The organism is Parvimonas sp. D9 (assembly GCF_035282565.1).
GTDB classification, from domain to species: domain Bacteria; phylum Bacillota; class Clostridia; order Tissierellales; family Peptoniphilaceae; genus Parvimonas; species Parvimonas micra.
The window spans coordinates 192,351-212,831 of record NZ_JAYKBM010000001.1; the positions used below are offsets into that span (position 1 = coordinate 192,351).

Genomic DNA, 20,481 nt, shown 5'->3' on the forward strand with positions numbered 1-20,481 from the left:
TAAAATTAAACGAAAATAAAAATTAAGAAAGGATGTGTAAGCGATATGGCACTTTTTACAGAAAATACAAAAGTAATCATAATCGGCGATAGAGATGGTATACCAGGACCAGCTATGGAAGAATGTGTCGCTACAACTCCTGCAGAAATAGTGTTTTCAGCAACTGAATGTTTTGTCTGAACTGCAGCAGGAGCAATGGACTTAGAAAATCAAAGAAGGGTAAAAGAATTAGCAGAAAAATATGGAGTTGAAAACTGTTTAGTTCTTTTAGGAGCATCTGAAGCAGAATCAGCAGCTTTAGCAGCTGAAACTGTTACATCAGGAGACCCTACTTATGCAGGTCCATTAGCAGGAGTTCAGTTAGGACTTAAAGTATATCACGCAGTTGAACCTGAATTTAAAGCAGAAGTTGATGAATCAGTTTACGATGACCAAATTGGTATGATGGAAATGGTTCTTGACTGTGATGCTATCATTGAAGCTGTAAGTGAAATTAGAAACTCATTATAATTTGTAATTAAGAAAAAAATCATATATAAATATATGATAGAGAGGTGATTAGTGTGGAAAAATTAAGAGTAGTTCACTATATAAACCAATTCTTTGCTGGTATAGGTGGAGAAGAAAAGGCAGATTATAAACCAGAAGTTAGAGAAGAAAAAATCGGACCTGGTTTAGCATTAAATGCTGGTTTTAAGGGTGAAGCTGAAATAGTTGCTACTGTTATTTGTGGTGATAGCTATTTTGGTGAAAATATGGACCAAGCTAAAGCAGAAGTTTTAGAAATGGTTAAAAAGTACAATCCAGATTTATTCATAGCTGGTCCTGCATTTAATGCTGGTCGTTATGGAGTTGCTGCTGGAACAATTACTGAAGCTGTTCAAAATGAATTAGGAATTCCAGCTTTAACTGGTATGTATATTGAAAACCCAGGTGCAGATATGTTCAAAAAGAGCATATATATAGTTTCAACTAAAAATAGTGCTGCAGGTATGAAAGATGCTGTAAGCAAAATGGTTCCACTTGCAATGAAGCTTGTTAAGGGAGAAGAAATTGGTTCTCCTGCTGAAGAAGGTTACATTGAAAGAGGAATTAGAAAGAATATATTTAGAGAAGATTTTGGTGGTAAAAGAGCTGTAACAATGATGATTAAAAAGTTAAAGGGAGAAGAATTCGAAACTGAATTTCCAATGCCAAACTTTGACAGAGTAGATCCAAACCCAGCTGTTAAAGATATTACAAAAGCTAAAATCGCTCTTGTAACATCAGGTGGTATAGTTCCTCATGGAAACCCTGATCATATTGAATCTTCATCAGCTTCAAAGTATGGTAAGTATGATATTGAAGGTGTAATGGATCTTAAAGAAGGCGAATGGGAAACAGCACATGGTGGTTATGACCCTGTATATGCTAACCAAGATGCAGATAGAGTTTTACCTGTTGACGTTTTAAGAGAACTTGAAAAGAAGGGTGAAATAGGAAGTCTTCATAGATATTTCTATACTACAGTAGGTAATGGTACTGCGGTAGCTTCTGCTAAAGCATTTGCAGAAAAATTTAGTAAAGAATTAGTTGCTGATGGAGTAGATGCAGTTATATTAACATCTACTTGAGGTACTTGTACTCGTTGCGGTGCAACGATGGTTAAAGAAATTGAGAGAGCTGGAATCCCAGTAGTACATGTATGTACTGTAACTCCAATTTCAATGACAGTAGGAGCTAATAGAATTGTTCCTGCTATTGCAATTCCTCACCCATTAGGTAACCCTAAATTAACTGCTGAGGAAGAATATTCTTTAAGAATGAATATTGTTAAAAAAGCATTAAAAGCTTTATCAACTGAAGTTGATGGACAAACAATATTTGAATAATTTTTAAGTAAAAAAAGGTGTCAGGTATTGACACCTTTTTAATTTAGTGGTATTCTATTATGTAAGGGTAGTTGGCTTATATAATACATACTATGCTATCTGTTTTTTATATTAAAGGAGGTAATTAAGATGAATTTTCCTGTATTAAAAGGAACTTCTTATGTATTAGTTCATGCACCAGACATGATAATTCAAAATGGAACAACTCAAACTACTGAAAAGGCTTTAAATCCTAATTCAGAATATCTAAAAGAAATACCAAAACATATTAGAAAATATGAAGAAGTATTAAATTATTTACCAAATCAAGTTTATATTGGAAATAAAAGACCTGAAGATTTAAAGGCTGTACCACAACCTTGGTCAGATAAAGAAAAATATTTGACTGATTCTCCAAGAGTTGGTAAATATGGTGAAATAATGCCTGAAAATGAATTCATTGGCCTTATGAAGATTTGTGATGCTTTTGATTTAGTTTATCTTAATAAAGAATTCACTGAATCTGTAAAAGCTGATTTGGAAAAACATCCATTAATTAATGAGTCATTAATTGCTAGATTAAAAGAGGGTGTGGAACAATCTGTTCTTGAAGGACATATGGATAACCACGCTGAAGGTTTATATTTTGAAGATAAGTTGGTAGGTGTTGTTACTAGAGCACATGATGTTGATGTTAACTTGTCAGCACATGTTATGTTAGAAAATTTAGTTACTAAAGCATCTGGATTATTAGCTGCTTTACATTTAGTAGATAAAAATGATTTAGATCCTAATGATGTTGAATATATTATTGAATGTTCAGAAGAAGCATGCGGAGATATGAACCAAAGAGGTGGTGGTAACTTTGCAAAATCTATAGCTGAGTTAGCTGGATTTAATAGTGCTTCAGGTTCTGATTTAAGAGGATTCTGTGCTGCTCCAACTCATACTTTAATTGCTGCATCTTCCCATGTTCATTCTGGAACTTTCAAAAATGTTGTTATAGTTGCAGGTGGTTGTACTGCTAAATTAGGTATGAACGGAAAAGATCACCTTAAAAAAGGCTTACCTATATTAGAAGATTGTATTGGTGGATTTGCTGCATTAATCTCTGAAAATGATGGAGTTAACCCGGTATTAAGAACTGATATAGTTGGTAGACATACTGTTGGAACTGGTTCTTCACCACAAGCTGTAATGTCAGCATTGGTTACTGCACCATTAGAAAAGGCTAATTTAACAGTTAAAGATGTTGATAAATATTCAGCTGAAATGCAAAATCCTGATATTACAAAACCAGCAGGAGCAGGAGATGTTCCAAATGCAAACTTTAAGATGATTGGTGCATTAGGAGTAATGAAAAAACAATTAGAAAAAGCTGAAATTGCAAGTTTTATTGAAAATCATGGTATGGAAGGTTGGGCTCCAACTCAAGGACATATTCCTTCAGGAGTACCTTATTTAGGATTCTGTCGTGAAGATTTAACATCAGGTGAATTAAATAGAGCTATGATTATTGGTAAAGGTTCTTTATTCTTAGGAAGAATGACTAATTTATTCGATGGTGTATCAATTGTTTTAGAAAGAAATTCAGGTAAAGTAGAAGATAACTCTGGAGTTTCTAAGGAAGAAGTTAAAAAATTAGTTGCTGAAGCAATGAGAAATTTTGCGTCTTCTTTGATTGAAGAATAGAGGTGATTTCATGTCTGATATAAAAAAGGTAATAGGTAATGTCTTTGAAGAAATTGCTACTGGTTTAGAAACAGGAGCTTTTGGAACGAGACCAAGAATTGCTGTTACAACTTTAGGCAGTGAACATGGATTAGATAATGTGGTTAAAGGAGCTGAACTTGCTCAATCAAGAGATAAAAGTGTTGAATATTGTATAATTGGACCGGAAGTGAAAACTTCTTTAAAACAATATGTTGTTGCAAATGAAGATGAAGGTTACAAAAAAATGGAATCACTTTTAGATAGTGGAGAAATTGATGGTTGTGTAACAATGCATTATAGTTTTCCAATAGGAGTTTCTACTGTAGGTAGAGTTGTTACTCCGGCTGCTGCTAAAGAAATGATTATTGCAACTACTACTGGGACTTCTTCTGCACATAGAGTAGAAGGTATGATTAAAAATGGTATTTATGGAATTATAGTTGCAAAGGCATTAGGAATTGAAAATCCAACAGTTGGTATTTTGAATGTTGATAATGCAGTTTCAGTTGAAAGAGCATTTAAAGAATTAAAAGAAAATGGGTACGATATGAACTTTGCTGAATCAAATAGAGCTGATGGCGGAGTATTAATGAGAGGAAATGACTTATTACAAGGAGTTCCTGATGTTATGGTAAATGATACATTGACAGGAAATCTTCTAATGAAAGTATTCTCATCATACACTACTGGTGGCGGTTTTGAAGCCATGGGTTATGGATATGGTCCGGGAATTGGCGAAGGATATGATAGATTAGTATTAATAGTATCAAGAGCTTCTGGATTCCCTGTAATTGCTAATGCCATGACTTATGCTGGACAATTAGTTAAAGGAAATATCAAAGAAGTTTCAAAGAAAGAATTTGAAAAAGCTAATAAAGCAGGATTAAAATCAATTTTAGAAAAAATAACTTCAGCCGGAGCTAAAAAAGCTGAACCAGAAGAAGACGTTAAATGTCCTGCCGAAGAACAAGCTACTGCCACTATTGGTGGAATTGATATTCTTGAACTTGAAGATGCTAAGGTTGCTTTGTGGAAAAATAATATATTTGCAAAAACTGGAATGGGTTGTACTGGACCTGTAGTAATGGTTAATGATGCAAATCTTGAGAAATCAAAAGAAATCTTGTCAAAAGAAGGATATATTTCTTAGGTATAAAATAAATTAAAGAGAGTTTTTACTTTCTTATTGGCGCAGACAGATTATGAATTTTGTCTGCGTTTTTTGTTGTTCAGTAACTAAGGTTGGAGAGAAAAAATCCTCAACCTTAATTATGAACTAAAAAATATATTTTCATAGATTACTTTAAAATAGTAATATTTGTAAAGCTGTTTTATTAAAGTTCTTGGGCAATTAATTTATTTTCTAATTTTAATAGTTTAATATAATAATTTTTTTGTTATAAAACATTATAAATATTTGAAAAATAATAGATTTTGTGTTAAAATATAGTCGTATATTTAAGTTTAGGAGGAATGTTATGGATCAGGTGACTATGCAGTTAGTTATGCTAGGTGGATTTATGGCTATTGCATATTTTCTTTTGATAAAACCTCAAAAGAAAAGACAAAAAGCTATAATGGATATGAGAAATAATTTAAAGATAGGAGATATTATAATTACAATCGGAGGAGTCAAAGGTAAGATTGTTGAACTTAATGATACTGACGTTGTAATTGAAACATCTGATGATGAAACAAAAATAGAATTTACTAAATCTGCTATTCATTCTATCGTTAGCAAATCTGAAGAATCTTCTGAAGAATGTGATGAAGAAGATAATGCAGATGAAGATAGTGAAGAAAATTAATTTTACTTAAATAGACGGATTTCGTCTATTTTTTCTTTATAGATAATGTTGTAAGGAGGTATTTATGAAAAAATGGTTTATTAAGTCAGATAATGGATTGACTAAAGAAAATTTTAAAAACAATAGTGAATTTTCTTATATAACTTGTCAACTTTTGGCAAATAGAAAAATTGATTATAAAAATGTAAGAAATTTTTTATATCCTAATTATAAATACCTTCATAATCCTTTTTTGATGAAAGATTTAGATACAGCTATTGAAATTCTTGTTGATGCTATAGATAATAACCTACATATACAAATTGTTGGAGATTATGATCAGGATGGCAATTCTTCAACTGTTGTTTTAATGAAAGGAATAGGTTTTTTCACTGATAATCTTAGTTTTTCTATTCCTCATAGAATAGAAGATGGCTATGGCATTTCAAAAGGAATTGTAGATAACGCAAAGAAAAATAATGTTGATTTGATTATAACTTGTGATAATGGAATATCTGCATTTGAAGTTGCAGAATATTGTAATTCTATGAATATTCAAATGATTATAACTGATCATCATCAAGTTTGTTTTGATGATAAAGGAAATCAAATACTGCCCAAAGCGAAAGCCGTTATAAATCCTCATAGGATTGATTGTGAATATCCATTTAAAGAATTATGCGGTGCAGGAGTAGCATTTAAATTAATGCAGGCATTATTTGATGAGTTGGGGGGAGATGAAAATTATTTGATAGATTTATTACAATTTGTTTCTATGGGAACAGTTTGTGATGTGGTTGATTTAGTAGATGAAAATAGGTTTTTCGTAAAAAAAGGATTGGAAATATTAAATTCAAGTAAAAATATTGGAATAAATAAATTAAAAACTGAAAATGAAATAGGTAAAATTACAACTACTTCTTTAGGTTTTAAATTAGGACCTTGCATTAATGCTGCTGGTAGATTAGAATCTGCAAGTATAGGTGTAGAATTGTTTTTAGAAGAAGACAAGAATCTTGCAGATAATTATGCAAAAAAATTAGTTGAATTAAATGAAAAAAGGAAAAATTTAACGAATGAAGCATATTCTAAAGTAAACTCGAAAATTAAAGAAAATGAATATTTTAATGACGATATTATTGTTGTATATGATGATGAAATTCATGAATCAATTGCTGGAATTGTTGCTGGAAAAATTAAGGATCATTATTATAAACCGACTTTAGTTTTTTCTAATGCAAAAGAAGAAGGGATTTTAAAGGGGAGTGCTAGAAGTATAGAAGGTTATGATATAATTTCAAAACTTAGAGATTTTTCAAATCTTTTTGAAAAATTAGGTGGACATGCTATGGCTGCAGGATTTTCAATAAAAAAAGAAAATTTAGATACGTTGAGAAATGAACTAAACAAAAATTCAGAGTTAGTTTTAGAAAATTTTATAGAAAAAATAAAAATAGATTGTTCTTTGGACTTTAAATTGTTAAATTATAATATTGTGGATGAACTAAAATTATTAGAACCTTATGGAAAGGCAAATCCGGAACCATTATTTGGTACTAAAAATGTAGAAATTAAATGCATATCAATTATAGGAAAAAATAAAAACGTAATTAAATTGGTTTTAAGTCAGGATAGTATAGAATTTAGTGGAATTATTTTTACTAATTTTGATAAATATATCGAATATTTAAATGAAAAATTTAAAACTAATGATATAATATCGAAACAGGATAATATTAAAAATAAATTTATAGATATTCTATATACGCCTGTAATTAATGAGTATATGAATACAAAATCTATACAATTGCTTATAAAAGATATAAGATAGGGGGTGAGGGCAATGTTAGATGAATTATTATCAAAAATTAAAAGCTACAATCCAAATACAGATGTTGAAAAAATTACAAAGGCATATAATTTTACTAAGGAATGTCATGAAGGTCAATTTAGAAATTCTGGAGAACCGTATTTTATTCATCCGGTTGCAGTAGCTAATATTTTAGCTGATTTATATATGGATGATGCTACAATTATTGCAGGTCTTATGCATGATATTCTTGAGGATACTGAAGTTACCTTTGAAGAGATGTCAGGAATGTTTGGTGAAGAAATTGCAAATCTGGTAGATGGAGTCACAAAACTTAAAAAAATTAAGTATCAAAGTAAGCAAGAATCTCAAGCAGATAATTTAAGAAAAATGCTTTTGGCTATGAATTCAGATATTAGAGTTATAATAATAAAAATTGCAGATAGACTTCATAATATCAGAACTTTGGAATATATGAAAAAAGCTAAGCAATTGGAAAAAGCAAAAGAAACTTTAGAAATTTATGCTCCATTAGCTTATAGATTAGGTATGAGTAATGTAAAATGGGAACTTGAAGATTTATCTTTAAGATATTTAGAACCCGAAATATATTATGATTTGGCAGAAAGGGTTAAGAAAAAGAGAAGTGAAAGAGAAAAGATTATAAATGATATAATTGAAGAAATAAGCATAAGCCTTAAAGAACATAATATTCAAGGAGAAATAAGCGGAAGACCAAAGAGTTTGTATAGTATTTATAAGAAAATGTATAAACAAAACAAAAGTTTTGATGAAATTTTTGATTTGACAGCAATTAGAATTATAGTTCCTACAATTAGTGACTGCTATGCTGTTTTAGGGATAGTTCATTCTAAATGGAAACCAATTCCTTCAAGATTTAAAGACTACATTGCTGTTCCAAAGCCTAATTTATATCAATCTTTGCATAATACACTCATTAGTACTTCCGGCGATGTTTTTGAAGTTCAAATAAGAACATTTGAAATGCATAGAACTGCAGAATATGGTATAGCTGCTCATTGGAAATATAAAGCAGGCGTCGATAGAAGTACAAGTTTTGACGATAAATTAACATGGCTTAGACAGCTTATGGATTGGCAAAGAGAGGTCAATGATAGTAGAGAGTTTATTACATCTTTTAAAGAGGACTTTGTTTCTGATGAGGTTTTCGTTTTTTCTCCAAAAGGAGATGTAATAAATTTGATAGCCGGAGCAACGCCAATAGATTTTGCATATAAAGTTCATACAGCAGTTGGAAATAATTGCGTTGGAGCCAAAGTTGATGGTAGAATTGTTCCGCTAAATTACAAATTAAAAAATGGCAATATTGTGGAAATACTTACTAATCCTAATTCATCGGGACCTAGTAAAGATTGGCTTAAAATAGTTAAGTCATCTCAAGCAAGAACAAAAATAAAACAATGGTTTAAAAAAGAAAATAAAGCTTTAAATATTGTTCAAGGTAGAGATATGCTTGAAAAGGAAATTAGAAGATTGGGATTTACTTATAGTAAGATTTTAAAAGAAGATTGGCTTTTACAAATAGCAAAAAAATTAAATTTTAATACTATTGATGAAATGTACGCTGCAATTGGATTTGGAAGCATTAATTTAAAACAAATTATTCCTAGATTAAAAGAATTTTATAGTGATTATTATCAAGAATCAGCTGATGATATAATAAATAGAGTAAAAAGCGAAAAATCTGGTAGTAAGTATAATTCTAAAGGGGTTATTGTAAAAGGAATTGACAATATAGAAGTTAGTTTTGCAAAGTGTTGTAATCCTCTTCCGGGAGATGAAATTATCGGTTATATTACGAAAGGTAGAGGGATTTCTGTCCATAATTGTGACTGTGCTAATATAAAAAATGTTACAAATCGTGACAGGCTTATTGCAGTTGAATGGACTAATTCAAAAAATCTGTTTTATAAAGTGGAAGTTGTTATTATTTCTTTGGATCAAGTTGGAGCATTGGCAGATGTAGCACATATTATTTCAGAATCAAAATTAAATTTAGTAGGAATAACCGCAAAAACAGGTAAAGATAAAACTTTTATTACAAATATTATAGTTGAAATAAAAAATATTGATGAACTTGATAGATTAATAAATAAAATAAAATCTTTAAAGGGTATACTTGATGTGTATAGGGTAAGAGCTTAATGAGAGTTATATTACAAAGAGTTAATTTTGCAAGCGTAGAAGTCAACAAAAAAGAAGTGTCCAGAATAAATAAGGGACTTCTTCTTTTTGTTGGCTTTGGTAAGGATGATACAGACGAAGATTTAAAATATATTTTTAGAAAAATTTTAAATCTTAGAATTTTTGAAGACCAAAACTATAAAATGAATTTATCTGTTTTGGATATGTCATATGAAATTTTGATTGTTTCACAATTTACACTTTATGGAGATTGTAGAAAAGGTAATAGACCTAGCTTTGATGGTAGTTTATCCAGTTTTGAAGCTAAAAGGAAATATGAAGAATTTTTAAGATTGTTTTACGATAATAATATTACAGTTAAAACGGGAATTTTTCAAGCTGATATGAAGGTATTATTAGAAAATGATGGACCTGTTACAATTCAGTTAGATTCTAAAAAGAATTACTAGGAGATAATTATGAATATAAAGAGAATAGTCGCTGGAGTATATGCAGTAAATTGCTATATAGTTTATAATGATAACAAAAAGGGATTTATAATAGATCCTGGTGGAGATAGTGATGATATTATTAAATTTATTGATGAAGAAAATGTAAATTTAGAATTTATATTACTTACTCATGGACATGGAGATCATATTGGTGCGGTAAATATTATAAAAGAAAAATATAAATTACCACTTTATGTAAGTGTAAAAGAGAAAGATTTGCTAAAAGACCCTGTTGCAAATTTATCAAAATCAATTCCGCCATTTAGAGGAATTGAATTGGTGGCTGATAAATGGCTTTATGATGGAGAGGTAATTGATTTTTATGGAGAAAAACTTTATATAATGGAAACTCCAGGGCATACAGTCGGTAGTATATGTATTCTTATGGGGAATGTTATGTTTTCAGGAGACACATTATTTAGAATGAGCATAGGAAGAAGCGATTTACCCACTGGAAGTTTTGACGAAATAATTAATTCAATAAAGAAACTATATGATTTAAAAAAAGATTATAGAGTATTACCTGGTCACGGTGCAGAGAGTAATTTACGATTTGAAAAGGAAAATAATCCATTTATGAAAAATATGAATAATTAACAGGAGATACAAGAAATGTATGATATTATAGTGATAGGTTGTGGGGTGATTGGCGCCAGCGTTGCATATGAATTATCTAAATATAATCTAAAAGTTTTAGTACTTGAAAAAGAAATTGATGTTGCTGATGGAACGACAAAGGCCAATAGTGGAATTTTGCATTCGGGATATGATCCTGAACCAGGAACATTAATGGCAAAATTAAATGTCGAAGGTTCAAAGAGAATTAAGGGATTAGTTAAAAAATTGGATGTTCAATACAATGAATGCGGTTCATTGGTTTTGGCATTCAACAAAGAAGATGAAAAAACTTTAGAGAAATTATTAGATAATGGAATTAAAAATGGTGTTGAAAATTTAAGAATAATTGATAAAGAAGAAGTTGAAAAATTAGAACCTAACATAAACAAAACAGTTACCAAAGCATTATATTCACCAGGTGCGGGAGTTATTGATCCATGGGAATTGTGTATTGCAATGTCTCAAGTTGCAGTTTCGAATGGTATTGAAATTAAATTGAACAGTGAAGTTGTAGATATTATTAAAGAAGATGAAAAGTTCATAGTAAAAACTGATGATAATACATATACATCTAAATATATAGTAAATGCAGCCGGTATAAATTCAGATAAGGTTCATAATATGGTTTGTGAAAAGGAATTTGAAATAAAGCCTTCTAAAGGACAATATTTTATATTAGACAAAAGCCAAAAAGATTTAGTTAAACATGTGTTATTTCAATGTCCCTCAAAGCTTGGAAAAGGAGTTTTAATCGCTCCAACATCACATACTAATATTATAATAGGTCCTAATGCTGAAAGTAATTCAAAAATTTCAGATAAATCTACTACATTTGAAGGATTAAATGAAGTAAAGGAAAAAATTTCGAAAACTATTTCTGACGTTCCATATTGGGAAAACATAAATAATTTTTCTGGGTTAAGAGCAAATAGTATAGAATCTGATTTTATAATCAGAGAGGCTAAAAGTTGTAAAAATTTTATTGACTTGGCAGGAATAAAATCTCCAGGGCTAGCTTCATGCGCAGCTATTGGATTAATGTGTTTAGATATTTTAAAAAATATTGGTGTTGATTTTGTAGAAAAAGAAAATTATATTGATAGTAGAAAAATTATTAGAATAAAACATTTATCTCCAGAAGAAAGAGCTGAAAAAATCAAAGAAAATCCTCTTTATGGAAATATAATTTGTAGATGTATTACTGTTTCTGAAGGTGAAATTATAGATTCTTTAAAAATGCCTTTACCACCTAGAACACTTGGAGCTGTAAAAAAAAGAACAGGAGCTGGTATGGGACGTTGTTTAGGTGGGTTTTGCGGTCCAAAAGTATTAGATATTATTTCAAGAGAGTTAGATATTAAACCGGAAGAAGTTTATAATACTAATTTTGGTAGTTATATTATAACTGGAAAGACAAAAGAAGGTGATCAATATGCCTAATATTGAAAAATATGATTTAGTTGTCATTGGTGGAGGGCCTGCAGGACTTGCTGCTGCTTGTGAAGCTAAGAAAAACGGAATAGATAAAGTATTAATTTTAGAAAGAGACAAAGAAGCGGGAGGAATTTTAAATCAATGTATTCATAATGGATTTGGATTACATTATTTTAAAGAAGAATTAACAGGTCCTGAATATGCTCAAAGATTTATAGATTTAGCAAAAGAATCTAATGTTGAAATAAGACTTAATTCAATGGTTCTTAATTTTGATGAAAATAAAGTTATTCACGCAATAAGTAAAGATTATGGGTATCAAATAATACAAGCTAAAGCAATTATACTTGCGATGGGATGTAGGGAAAGAACAAGAGGTGCAATTTCAATTCCGGGAGATAGACCTTCAGGAGTTTTAACAGCAGGATCCGCTCAGATGTATGTTAATATGCAAGGACTTATGTGTGGAAAGAAAGTTGTTATTTTAGGTTCAGGCGACATTGGGTTGATTATGGCAAGAAGGCTTTCTTTAGAAGGAGCTGAAGTTATCGCTTGTGTTGAACTTATGCCCTATTCGAACGGTCTTGCAAGAAATATTGTTCAATGTTTGAATGATTATAATATTCCTTTACTTTTATCACATACAGTTACAAATATAATTGGTAAAAAAAGACTTGAAAAAGTTGTTATAAGTAAGGTTGATGAAAATAGAATACCTATAAAGGATACTGAAATAGAATTAGAATGTGATACGCTATTACTTTCAGTAGGGTTAATTCCTGAAAATGAAATTACTCGTGAAATTGGAATAAATATTGATGCAAGAACCAAAGGAGCGTTTGTTTTTGAAAATATGGAAACAAGTATGGACGGAGTTTTTGCTTGTGGAAATGTGTGTCATGTTCATGATTTAGTTGATTTTGTTACAGGAGAAAGTCAAAAAGCTGGGAAAGCTGCAGCAAAATATATTTCAGAAAATTCTAATTCAGAATTTAGAAAAATTGAAATTCTAAATGGAGAAGGAATTTTTTATACCGTTCCTCAGAATATAAGAGTTGAAAATATAGAAAACAGATTGGAAATATTTTTCAGAGTTAAGAGTGTTGAAAAAAATATTGTAATTTCTGTTACAAACGAAAATGGAAATATTATAAAAGAATTTAAAAGACCTCACGTTGCCCCTGCAGAAATGGAAAAAATTTCTTTAACTAAAAAGCAAATAGAGTCTGTAAGTACAGATAAAATGATTATATCTATGAAAAAAGGAGTTGAATGATGATGAAAGATATGGTTTGTATTGTTTGTCCTGTTGGATGTAGAATATCAGTTGATGAAGATAGCGATTATGAAGTAACTGGAAATAAATGTCCAAAGGGTGCAAGTTATGGTAAAAAAGAATTAACTTTTCCAACTAGAACTATAACTTCTACTGTAAAGATAAAGAATGCCATTCATAATAGACTACCTGTAAAAACTTCTTCAGAGATTCCTAAAAATATGATTTTTGATGTTATGAGAGAACTAAATAAAATTGAAGTTGTTTCTCCAATAAAAGTGGGAGATGTTATTTTAGAAAATGTATTAAATACTGGCGTAAATATTATTGCAAGTAGAGATATGTAATTTATTATAAAAATAGTTGAAAACAAAAAAATTATATGTTATAATAATTGAAGATATTCTTTTAAATTAAGAGTGGGTTGTCCCACTCTTTCGTTTTAGTTTAATTAATGGTTGAAAGGAGAAAATTTTGAAAAAAGAAAATGAATTGTTAAAAACTATTGAAAAAAACTTTAAGACTATTCTTTTGGAGAAAGGAATTTATTTTGTGAACGTGGAATATGTGAAAGAGCCAAAAGGAAATGTACTAAGGATTTTTATTGATAAAGACGGTGGAGTCGATTTGGATTCTTGTGAAATGACAAGTAATATTATAAGTGATTGGCTAGATGAAGTAGATCCCATAGAAGATTCATATTTCTTAGAAGTCTCATCTCCTGGAGTAGAAAGAGAGATAAAAAGCGATGAACAATTAAAAACTTTTATTGGTAAAAAAGTTTTAGTAAAATGTTATAAAAAAATAAACAATGAAAAGGAATTTATTGGGTATTTAAAATCTTTTGACAGAGAAAAATTAACTTTAGAAATAGGTAAATCAAGTATTATTTTTTCAAGAAAAGATATTGCAATAATAAAATCACAAATTGAAATTTAAGGAGAAGATGATGAAAGGAACAACAGATTTTTTAAGAGCATTAGATGAAATTGAACGTGAAAAAGGAGTTTCAAAAGAGATAATTTTTGATTCTTTGGAAAAAGCACTTTTAAAAAGTTATGAAAAAAACTTTGGAGAATATGAAAATGTAAAGATAAATATTAATAGAACAACAGGAAAAGTTGAATTGTTTGCAATAAAAACTGTAGTTGAAGTTGTAGAAGATAATATAACTGAAATTTCTTTGGATGATGCAAAAGCCATTAGCACGAAATATTCTCTTGGTGATGAAGTTTCTATAAAATTAAAAACTATGGATTTTGGTAGAGTTGCTGCTCAAACCGCAAGAAATATTGTTATTCAAAAGATTAAAGATGCTGAGAGAGAAGTAATTTACAATGATTTTCAAGATAAAGAAAGAGAACTTATTTCAGGACAAATTCAAAGAATTGACAGAAATAATTTATTTATAAATTTAGGAAAACTTGAAGCTATCGTAACTCCTCCGGAACAAATAAAGAGTGAAGTTTATCGTGTTGGAGAAAGATTAAAGTTTTACGTTAAGGAAGTAAAAAATACTCCTAAAGGAGCTCAAGTTTTACTTTCTAGATCTGATGTAAATTTTGTGTTAAAATTGTTTGAGTTGGAAGTTCCTGAAATACTGGATGGAACAGTAGAAATTCAATCTATTGCGAGAGAACCGGGTAGTAGAACAAAAATTGCAGTTTTTTCTAAAAATGATGACGTAGATCCTGTAGGAGCTTGTGTTGGTTATAAGAGATCAAGAGTCAGTTCAATTATTAAAGAGCTTAAAGGAGAAAAAATAGATATTATTGTTTATAGTAAGAATGTAAAAGAATATTTATCAAATTCTTTAAGTCCATCCGAAGTTATAGCTGTTTTTACTAATGAGAGTGAAAATAGAGCTAGAATAATTGTTCCTGATTCACAGCTATCATTAGCTATTGGTAAGGAAGGACAGAATGCAAGGCTTGCTGCTAAACTTACAAATTGGAGAATAGATATTAAAGGCTTAGAAAAATATAAAGAAGACATTGAAAATGGGTTGATAGAAGTTGGCTTTGATGGAGAACAGGAATTTATAGATAACGATTTTGAATTATAGGTGATTGTATGAAAATGAAAAAAATTCCTATGAGAAAATGTGTTGCTTGCGGAGAGCAGAAAGAAAAAAAAGAGTTATTGAGAATTGTAAATAATAAAGATGAAGGAGTTTTATTGGACATAAGCGGAAAGAAGAATGGTAGGGGTGCTTATATCTGTATTTCAAATAAATGTGTTGATAAAGCTAAGAAAAATAAAAGATTAAATATTGCATTAGAATCAGAAATTAGTAGTGAATTTTATGAAGAATTGAAAAAATATGTAGATTCTATTTAATAGCAAAGGGGTGCTAGTATGAGTAAAGTTAGAGTACATGAACTTGCAAAGGGGTTAAATCTTCAAAGCAAGGAATTAATTAATATAATAAACGGACTGGGAGTAGAAGTAAAGAGTCATATGTCTATTCTTGAAGGAAAAGATTTGGAAATTGTAATTGGACATTTTAGAAAAATTGAAGCAGAAAAAAATAAGAAGAACGAAAAAAAAGTAGTTAAAACTGAAAATAAGTTTGACGAAAAGAAAAATAATGTAAGTAAAGAAAGAAAGGATAACTTTAATAAAGATAATAAAAATTCAAAAGAAGGTTATAAAAAAGATAATAAATCATTCAATAAGGATAATAAAGGACATAAAGAAGGATATAATAAAGATAACAAACAAAATTTCAGTAAGGATAATAAGATATTTAATAAAGATAAAAAAGGTAATTATAGTAAAGATAACAGAAATTTTGGTAAAGATAAAAAAGAAGGTTTTAACAAAGACAAAAAACAAAATTTCAATAAAGATAATAAACCTTTTAATAAAGATAAAAAAGAAGGTTTCAATAAAGATAATAGAAACTTTGGAAAAGATAAAAAAGATTTTGGCAGAAAGTTTGATGATAGAAAAAGAGAATTTTTAGATGATGTTGTAGAAGTAGTTGATCCGGCAATTGAAAAAAGAGATGCTAGAAAAACACATCTACAAGGTCAAGAAAAAAACAAGAAAAATAAATCTTTAAATGAACATAAAATGAGAGAGGATAGAAATCCGAATCTTATATTAAAACCTGCTAAAAAGAAAAATAAAGCTAATCATAAAACTAAAAGTAATAGCGATTTAGAATTTGAAAACAAGATAGAAAATGTTGGAGAAATTAAAATTCCTGAAAGTATAACTGTAAAAGATTTTTCTGAAAGTTTAGGTATAAATAGTTCTCAAGTAATTTCAAAATTAATTGCGCTTGGTATAATGGCAGGACTAAATCAAGAAATTGACTTTGACTGTGCAAGTTTAATTGCTGAGGAATTTGGAAAAACTGTAATTTTAGAAACACCTGAAATTACAGAAGAAAATGAAATTTTATCATTGGACTATGAAGACAAAAAAGAAGATTTGGTAACAAGACCTCCTGTTGTAACTGTAATGGGACATGTTGATCATGGTAAAACTTCATTATTAGACTATATTAGAAAGTCTAAGGTTACAAGTCAAGAAGCAGGTGGAATTACACAACATATAGGAGCGTACACCGTAAATATAAATAATAGTAAAATTGTGTTCTTAGATACTCCTGGACATGAAGCGTTTACTGCTATGCGTTCAAGAGGAGCAAAAGTTACAGATATTTCTATTCTCGTAGTTGCAGCTGATGATGGTGTTATGCCACAAACTATTGAAGCTATTAATCATTCAAAAGATGCTGGGGTTCCAATTATCGTGGCTATTAACAAAATAGACAAAGAAGGTGCAAATCCTGAAAGAGTAAAGACTGAGCTTGCCGATAACGGATTATTGCCCGAAGATTGGGGTGGAGATGTAATTACAATACCTGTTTCTGCAAAAACGGGGGAAGGAATTGATGAATTGTTAGAAATGGTTCTTATGGTTGCTGAAGTAGAAGAGCTAAAAGCAAATCCTAATAGAATGGCTATTGGAACGGTGATTGAAGCACAACTTGATAAAGGTAGAGGTCCTGTTGCAACTATTTTAGTACAAAAAGGCACTCTAAATTCAGGAGATATAGTTATTTCAGGAACATCTACAGGTAGAATAAGAGCTATGTTTGATGATAAAGGAAAGAAAATAAAAAAGGCAACTCCTTCAATGCCGGCAGTAATTTTAGGACTTTCAGAAGTTCCTGAAGCGGGAAGTTTCATTTATGCAGTTAAAGATGAAAAAACTGCAAGAGGATATGCACAAAGAATTTTAAATGTACAAAAGGAAAATATGATTGCTTCCGGAAATAAGGTTTCTTTAGATGATTTATTTGATAAAATTCAAGATGGTAATTTAAAAGAAATTAAAATTATTATTAAGACAGATGTTAGAGGAACAGTTGATGCAGTTAAAAATTCTTTAGAAAAATTAAGTAATGAAGAAGTTAAAGTTAATATAATTCATGGTGCAGTGGGAGGAATTAATGAATCTGATGTAATGTTAGCAGCTGCAAGTAATGCAATAATAATTGGATTTAATGTTAGACCTTCACAAGGTGCAATTGACTTATCAAGACATGAAAATGTTGATATCAGAACATATAGAGTAATTTATGATGCAATTGAAGATATTAAATTAGCTGTAAAAGGAATGTTAGCACCTACTTTTGTTGAAGAAGTAATTGGTAGAGCTGAAGTTAGAGCAACATTTAAAGTTCCGGGAATAGGTACTGTAGCTGGAGTTTATGTATTGAACGGAAAAGTTACTAGAAATGCAAAAGTAAGACTTCTTAGAGATGGAATTATCTTGCATGAAGGTGAAATTAGTTCATTGAAGAGATTTAAAGATGATGCTAAAGAGCTTTTAACTGGATATGAAGGTGGATTGGGAATAGCAAATTATAATGATTTAAAAGAAACAGATATAATTGAAGCCTATATTGATAAGGAAGTTGAAAGATAGAGGTTTTTTATGAATGCAAAAAGACTTGGAAGAATAGAATCTGAAATTAATAGAGTTTTATCAGATGCTATTTATAATGGAATTAAAGATAACAGAATAGATCCATCAATAACAAATATAACAAAAGTTAGCGTAACAAATGATTTGGGCATTTGTTACGTTAGCATTGGTGTTTTTGGAGATACAAAAACCAAAGAAAAAACTATGAAAGGTCTTGAAAGTGCAACTGGATATATGAAAAAAAGAATTTCTGAGACTTTAGACTTGAGGCATACTCCAAAATTAATTTTTAAATTAGATGAATCATTTGAAAAAGCTGCTTTAATGAACGAATTAATAATAAAAGTTTCTAAAGAGGACAGAGAAAAGAGAGAATTATATGGTAATGCTAATGAAGAAGAACAATAGTACTGAAGAAATTTTAAACTTAATAAAATCATCTGATAATATTGGAGTTATTTCTCACAAAAATCCTGATGGAGATAATATTGGCTCTACAATATCCGTAATACTAGGGGTTAGAGAAAATCTGAATAAAAATATATTTGGGATAAAAGTAGATAACTTTCCACAAAACTTGTTATTTCTTGATACTATTGATAATATTAGAGAAACTGAAGAACAAGATTTAGACTTATTGATTTATGTTGACTGTGGAGAGGTAGATAGACCTGGAGATATTGGAGAACTTTTTAGAAAAAGAGCCAAAAAAACTATAAATATAGATCATCATAAGACTAATGATTATTTTGGAGATTTAAATTATGTATTTCCTAATATGAGCTCAACTTGTGAAATAGTTTATAATTTGTTTAAAGATTTTAATTTTAAAATTTCAAAAGATATAGCGAATGCTTTATTAGTAGGAATAAATACTGATACATATAGATTTCTATATGAATCATCTACGTCTTCTACTTTAAGAGTATGTGCTAATCTTTATGATTTAGGTGCAGATAAAGACTATATTTATAAAAAACTTTATCAAAATAATATTTTTGAAGTTGAAATGCTAAAAAATAAATTAATAAATAGAGCAAAATTATATTTTGACAATAAAGTTGCAGTAATAGGAATGTTTGAATCTGATTTTGAAGGTACCGATTTAACAATGGATATGGTTGATGATGTCGTAAATTATTACAGAGATATTAATGGATTTGAAGTTTCTATTCTATTTAAAGAAATGGAAAAAAATGTATTTAAAGGTAGTGTAAGAAGTAAAGAATTTGTTGATGTTTCTAAAGTATGTGGTTATTTTAACGGTGGAGGACACACAAGAGCTGCTGGTTGTATTATAGATGGTGATTTTGAATCTGTTGTTAATTTATTTTTAGAAAGATTAAAAAGTGAGTATACAAATGAATTTTAATGGTATATTAAATGTCTATAAGCCAAAAGGATTTACAAGTAGAGATGTAGTAAATATTGTTAGAAAAATATATAAAACTAAAAAGATTGGACATGCAGGAACTCTTGATCCCAATGCAACTGGAGTTTTACCCATTGCAATTGGAAATGCTACAAAGATTGTCGAATATATTCAAAGTATGGGGAAATGTTATGTTGGAGAAATGACTTTAGGAATAGAAACTGATACTTTAGATATTTGGGGAGGAAGTCTTAATTCTAAAGAAGTTTATTTAGATAAAAATCAATTTTTTGAAGTTATAAAGGAATACGATAATAAGAAAATTTCTCAAATACCGCCAATGTATTCTGCTTTAAAGAAAAATGGAAAAAGATTATATGAATATGCAAGATTAGGAATTGAAGTAGAAAGAGAAAAAAGAGAGGCTGAAATTTATTCTCTCATAATTCTCAATTTTTATGATAATAAAATACGTTTTGAAGTAAATTGCTCAAAAGGAACATATATCCGATCGTTATTTAACGATATTGCATCAGATACAGATAATTTTGCTTATATGAGTTCTCTTTGTAGAAGTAAATATGGGATTTTTAAGATTGAAAATGCATTTTCTTTAGAAAGGCTTAAAAATTTTAATGAAAATCAGTTATATAATTCTTTAATGAAGATAGAAGACGTGTTTGAATATGAAAGAATAGACTTTGACAAAAAATATTTTAAACATATTTCAAATGGGCTTAGAAAAACTTTCGATATTGAAAAAGAAGGAATATTTAAAATATACTGCGATAATATTTTTATTGGAATTGGAGAACTTCTTTCTGAAGAGAGTGGAAAGCTTTTGAAGATGATAAATATATTCTATAAATCTGATAGCGATGATTAATTTGTGATTGGATTTATTTTACTATATCTATTTTAAACATATTCTTCTAGATTTATTATAAAATTACTAAATTGGAATAAAGAAAAAAGACAAAAAATCTAATGGTTTAG

At 29.4% G+C, this 20,481-nt stretch carries 19 protein-coding genes; all 19 read left to right on the forward strand.

Going from position 1 to position 20,481, the window contains the following annotated elements:
* Positions 1-45 precede the first annotated feature (45 nt).
* Entirely contained in the window at positions 46-510 is a 465-nt protein-coding gene (gene grdA / locus VJI94_RS01035; protein ID WP_324008024.1) for a glycine/sarcosine/betaine reductase complex selenoprotein A, read from the forward strand.
* Between the two features lie 53 nt (positions 511-563).
* Positions 564-1,871 carry a glycine reductase complex selenoprotein B gene (gene grdB / locus VJI94_RS01040; protein WP_324008025.1) on the forward strand — a complete coding sequence of 436 codons (1,308 nt, stop codon included), beginning with the start codon at positions 564-566 and terminating at the stop codon, positions 1,869-1,871.
* Positions 1,872-2,000: 129 nt separating this feature from the next.
* Positions 2,001-3,542 carry a glycine/sarcosine/betaine reductase complex component C subunit beta gene (gene grdC, locus VJI94_RS01045; RefSeq protein WP_041953851.1) on the forward strand — a complete coding sequence of 514 codons (1,542 nt, stop codon included), beginning with the start codon at positions 2,001-2,003 and terminating at the stop codon, positions 3,540-3,542.
* Positions 3,543-3,552: 10 nt separating this feature from the next.
* The gene (grdD, locus tag VJI94_RS01050; protein ID WP_281703405.1) at positions 3,553-4,713 is read left to right on the forward strand and encodes a glycine/sarcosine/betaine reductase complex component C subunit alpha; all 1,161 of its coding nucleotides are present in this window, start codon (positions 3,553-3,555) and stop codon (positions 4,711-4,713) included.
* Between the two features lie 328 nt (positions 4,714-5,041).
* Entirely contained in the window at positions 5,042-5,371 is a 330-nt protein-coding gene (gene yajC / locus VJI94_RS01055) for a preprotein translocase subunit YajC (RefSeq protein WP_004833436.1), read from the forward strand.
* Positions 5,372-5,435: 64 nt separating this feature from the next.
* On the forward strand, positions 5,436-7,181 hold the full coding sequence (gene recJ, locus VJI94_RS01060) for a single-stranded-DNA-specific exonuclease RecJ (protein WP_118058783.1): 1,746 nt from the start codon (positions 5,436-5,438) through the stop codon (positions 7,179-7,181).
* A 12-nt stretch (positions 7,182-7,193) separates the two neighbouring features.
* On the forward strand, positions 7,194-9,347 hold the full coding sequence (locus tag VJI94_RS01065) for a bifunctional (p)ppGpp synthetase/guanosine-3',5'-bis(diphosphate) 3'-pyrophosphohydrolase (protein ID WP_324008026.1): 2,154 nt from the start codon (positions 7,194-7,196) through the stop codon (positions 9,345-9,347).
* The gene (gene dtd / locus VJI94_RS01070; protein WP_004833433.1) at positions 9,347-9,796 is read left to right on the forward strand and encodes a D-aminoacyl-tRNA deacylase; all 450 of its coding nucleotides are present in this window, start codon (positions 9,347-9,349) and stop codon (positions 9,794-9,796) included. The genes VJI94_RS01065 and dtd overlap by 1 nt, the downstream gene beginning before the upstream one ends.
* Positions 9,797-9,805: 9 nt before the next feature.
* Positions 9,806-10,435, forward strand: a complete 630-nt coding sequence (locus VJI94_RS01075) for an MBL fold metallo-hydrolase (protein ID WP_118058786.1) — start codon at positions 9,806-9,808, stop codon at positions 10,433-10,435.
* Positions 10,436-10,450: 15 nt separating this feature from the next.
* Complete coding sequence (locus tag VJI94_RS01080; protein ID WP_324008027.1) at positions 10,451-11,896, forward strand: NAD(P)/FAD-dependent oxidoreductase; 1,446 nt, start codon at positions 10,451-10,453, stop codon at positions 11,894-11,896.
* Positions 11,889-13,166, forward strand: coding sequence for an NAD(P)/FAD-dependent oxidoreductase (locus tag VJI94_RS01085; RefSeq protein ID WP_324008028.1), 1,278 nt, complete (start codon positions 11,889-11,891; stop codon positions 13,164-13,166). Before VJI94_RS01080 ends, VJI94_RS01085 begins: the two co-directional genes overlap by 8 nt.
* The gene (locus tag VJI94_RS01090; RefSeq protein ID WP_004833429.1) at positions 13,163-13,513 is read left to right on the forward strand and encodes a DUF1667 domain-containing protein; all 351 of its coding nucleotides are present in this window, start codon (positions 13,163-13,165) and stop codon (positions 13,511-13,513) included. The genes VJI94_RS01085 and VJI94_RS01090 overlap by 4 nt, the downstream gene beginning before the upstream one ends.
* A gap of 127 nt (positions 13,514-13,640) precedes the next feature.
* On the forward strand, positions 13,641-14,105 hold the full coding sequence (rimP, locus tag VJI94_RS01095; RefSeq protein WP_004833428.1) for a ribosome maturation factor RimP: 465 nt from the start codon (positions 13,641-13,643) through the stop codon (positions 14,103-14,105).
* A 10-nt stretch (positions 14,106-14,115) separates the two neighbouring features.
* Positions 14,116-15,231: a transcription termination factor NusA gene (gene nusA / locus VJI94_RS01100; RefSeq protein WP_324008029.1), complete on the forward strand. Its 1,116-nt coding sequence runs from the start codon at positions 14,116-14,118 to the stop codon at positions 15,229-15,231.
* 8 nt (positions 15,232-15,239) lie between these two features.
* On the forward strand, positions 15,240-15,506 hold the full coding sequence (gene rnpM, locus VJI94_RS01105; RefSeq protein WP_029948995.1) for an RNase P modulator RnpM: 267 nt from the start codon (positions 15,240-15,242) through the stop codon (positions 15,504-15,506).
* A gap of 18 nt (positions 15,507-15,524) precedes the next feature.
* Positions 15,525-18,113, forward strand: coding sequence for a translation initiation factor IF-2 (gene infB, locus VJI94_RS01110; RefSeq protein ID WP_324008030.1), 2,589 nt, complete (start codon positions 15,525-15,527; stop codon positions 18,111-18,113).
* 9 nt (positions 18,114-18,122) lie between these two features.
* Positions 18,123-18,521, forward strand: a complete 399-nt coding sequence (rbfA, locus tag VJI94_RS01115) for a 30S ribosome-binding factor RbfA (RefSeq protein ID WP_004833424.1) — start codon at positions 18,123-18,125, stop codon at positions 18,519-18,521.
* Positions 18,493-19,485 (forward strand): DHH family phosphoesterase, encoded by a 993-nt coding sequence (locus VJI94_RS01120; RefSeq protein WP_004833423.1) that lies wholly within the window; start codon positions 18,493-18,495, stop codon positions 19,483-19,485. The genes rbfA and VJI94_RS01120 overlap by 29 nt, the downstream gene beginning before the upstream one ends.
* On the forward strand, positions 19,475-20,371 hold the full coding sequence (truB, locus tag VJI94_RS01125) for a tRNA pseudouridine(55) synthase TruB (protein ID WP_324008031.1): 897 nt from the start codon (positions 19,475-19,477) through the stop codon (positions 20,369-20,371). Before VJI94_RS01120 ends, truB begins: the two co-directional genes overlap by 11 nt.
* Positions 20,372-20,481 lie beyond the last annotated feature (110 nt).

Coding starts and splice junctions, on each gene's coding strand:
- VJI94_RS01085 (WP_324008028.1), top strand. CDS start 11,889: ATGCCTAATATTGAAAAATATGATTTAGTTGTCATTGGTGGAGGGCCT.
- VJI94_RS01080 (WP_324008027.1), top strand. CDS start 10,451: ATGTATGATATTATAGTGATAGGTTGTGGGGTGATTGGCGCCAGCGTT.
- VJI94_RS01090 (WP_004833429.1), top strand. CDS start 13,163: ATGATGATGAAAGATATGGTTTGTATTGTTTGTCCTGTTGGATGTAGA.
- dtd (WP_004833433.1), top strand. CDS start 9,347: ATGAGAGTTATATTACAAAGAGTTAATTTTGCAAGCGTAGAAGTCAAC.
- rbfA (WP_004833424.1), top strand. CDS start 18,123: ATGAATGCAAAAAGACTTGGAAGAATAGAATCTGAAATTAATAGAGTT.
- grdC (WP_041953851.1), top strand. CDS start 2,001: ATGAATTTTCCTGTATTAAAAGGAACTTCTTATGTATTAGTTCATGCA.
- yajC (WP_004833436.1), top strand. CDS start 5,042: ATGGATCAGGTGACTATGCAGTTAGTTATGCTAGGTGGATTTATGGCT.
- recJ (WP_118058783.1), top strand. CDS start 5,436: ATGAAAAAATGGTTTATTAAGTCAGATAATGGATTGACTAAAGAAAAT.
- VJI94_RS01120 (WP_004833423.1), top strand. CDS start 18,493: ATGGTAATGCTAATGAAGAAGAACAATAGTACTGAAGAAATTTTAAAC.
- nusA (WP_324008029.1), top strand. CDS start 14,116: ATGAAAGGAACAACAGATTTTTTAAGAGCATTAGATGAAATTGAACGT.
- truB (WP_324008031.1), top strand. CDS start 19,475: ATGAATTTTAATGGTATATTAAATGTCTATAAGCCAAAAGGATTTACA.
- rnpM (WP_029948995.1), top strand. CDS start 15,240: ATGAAAATGAAAAAAATTCCTATGAGAAAATGTGTTGCTTGCGGAGAG.
- VJI94_RS01075 (WP_118058786.1), top strand. CDS start 9,806: ATGAATATAAAGAGAATAGTCGCTGGAGTATATGCAGTAAATTGCTAT.
- VJI94_RS01065 (WP_324008026.1), top strand. CDS start 7,194: ATGTTAGATGAATTATTATCAAAAATTAAAAGCTACAATCCAAATACA.
- infB (WP_324008030.1), top strand. CDS start 15,525: ATGAGTAAAGTTAGAGTACATGAACTTGCAAAGGGGTTAAATCTTCAA.
- grdD (WP_281703405.1), top strand. CDS start 3,553: ATGTCTGATATAAAAAAGGTAATAGGTAATGTCTTTGAAGAAATTGCT.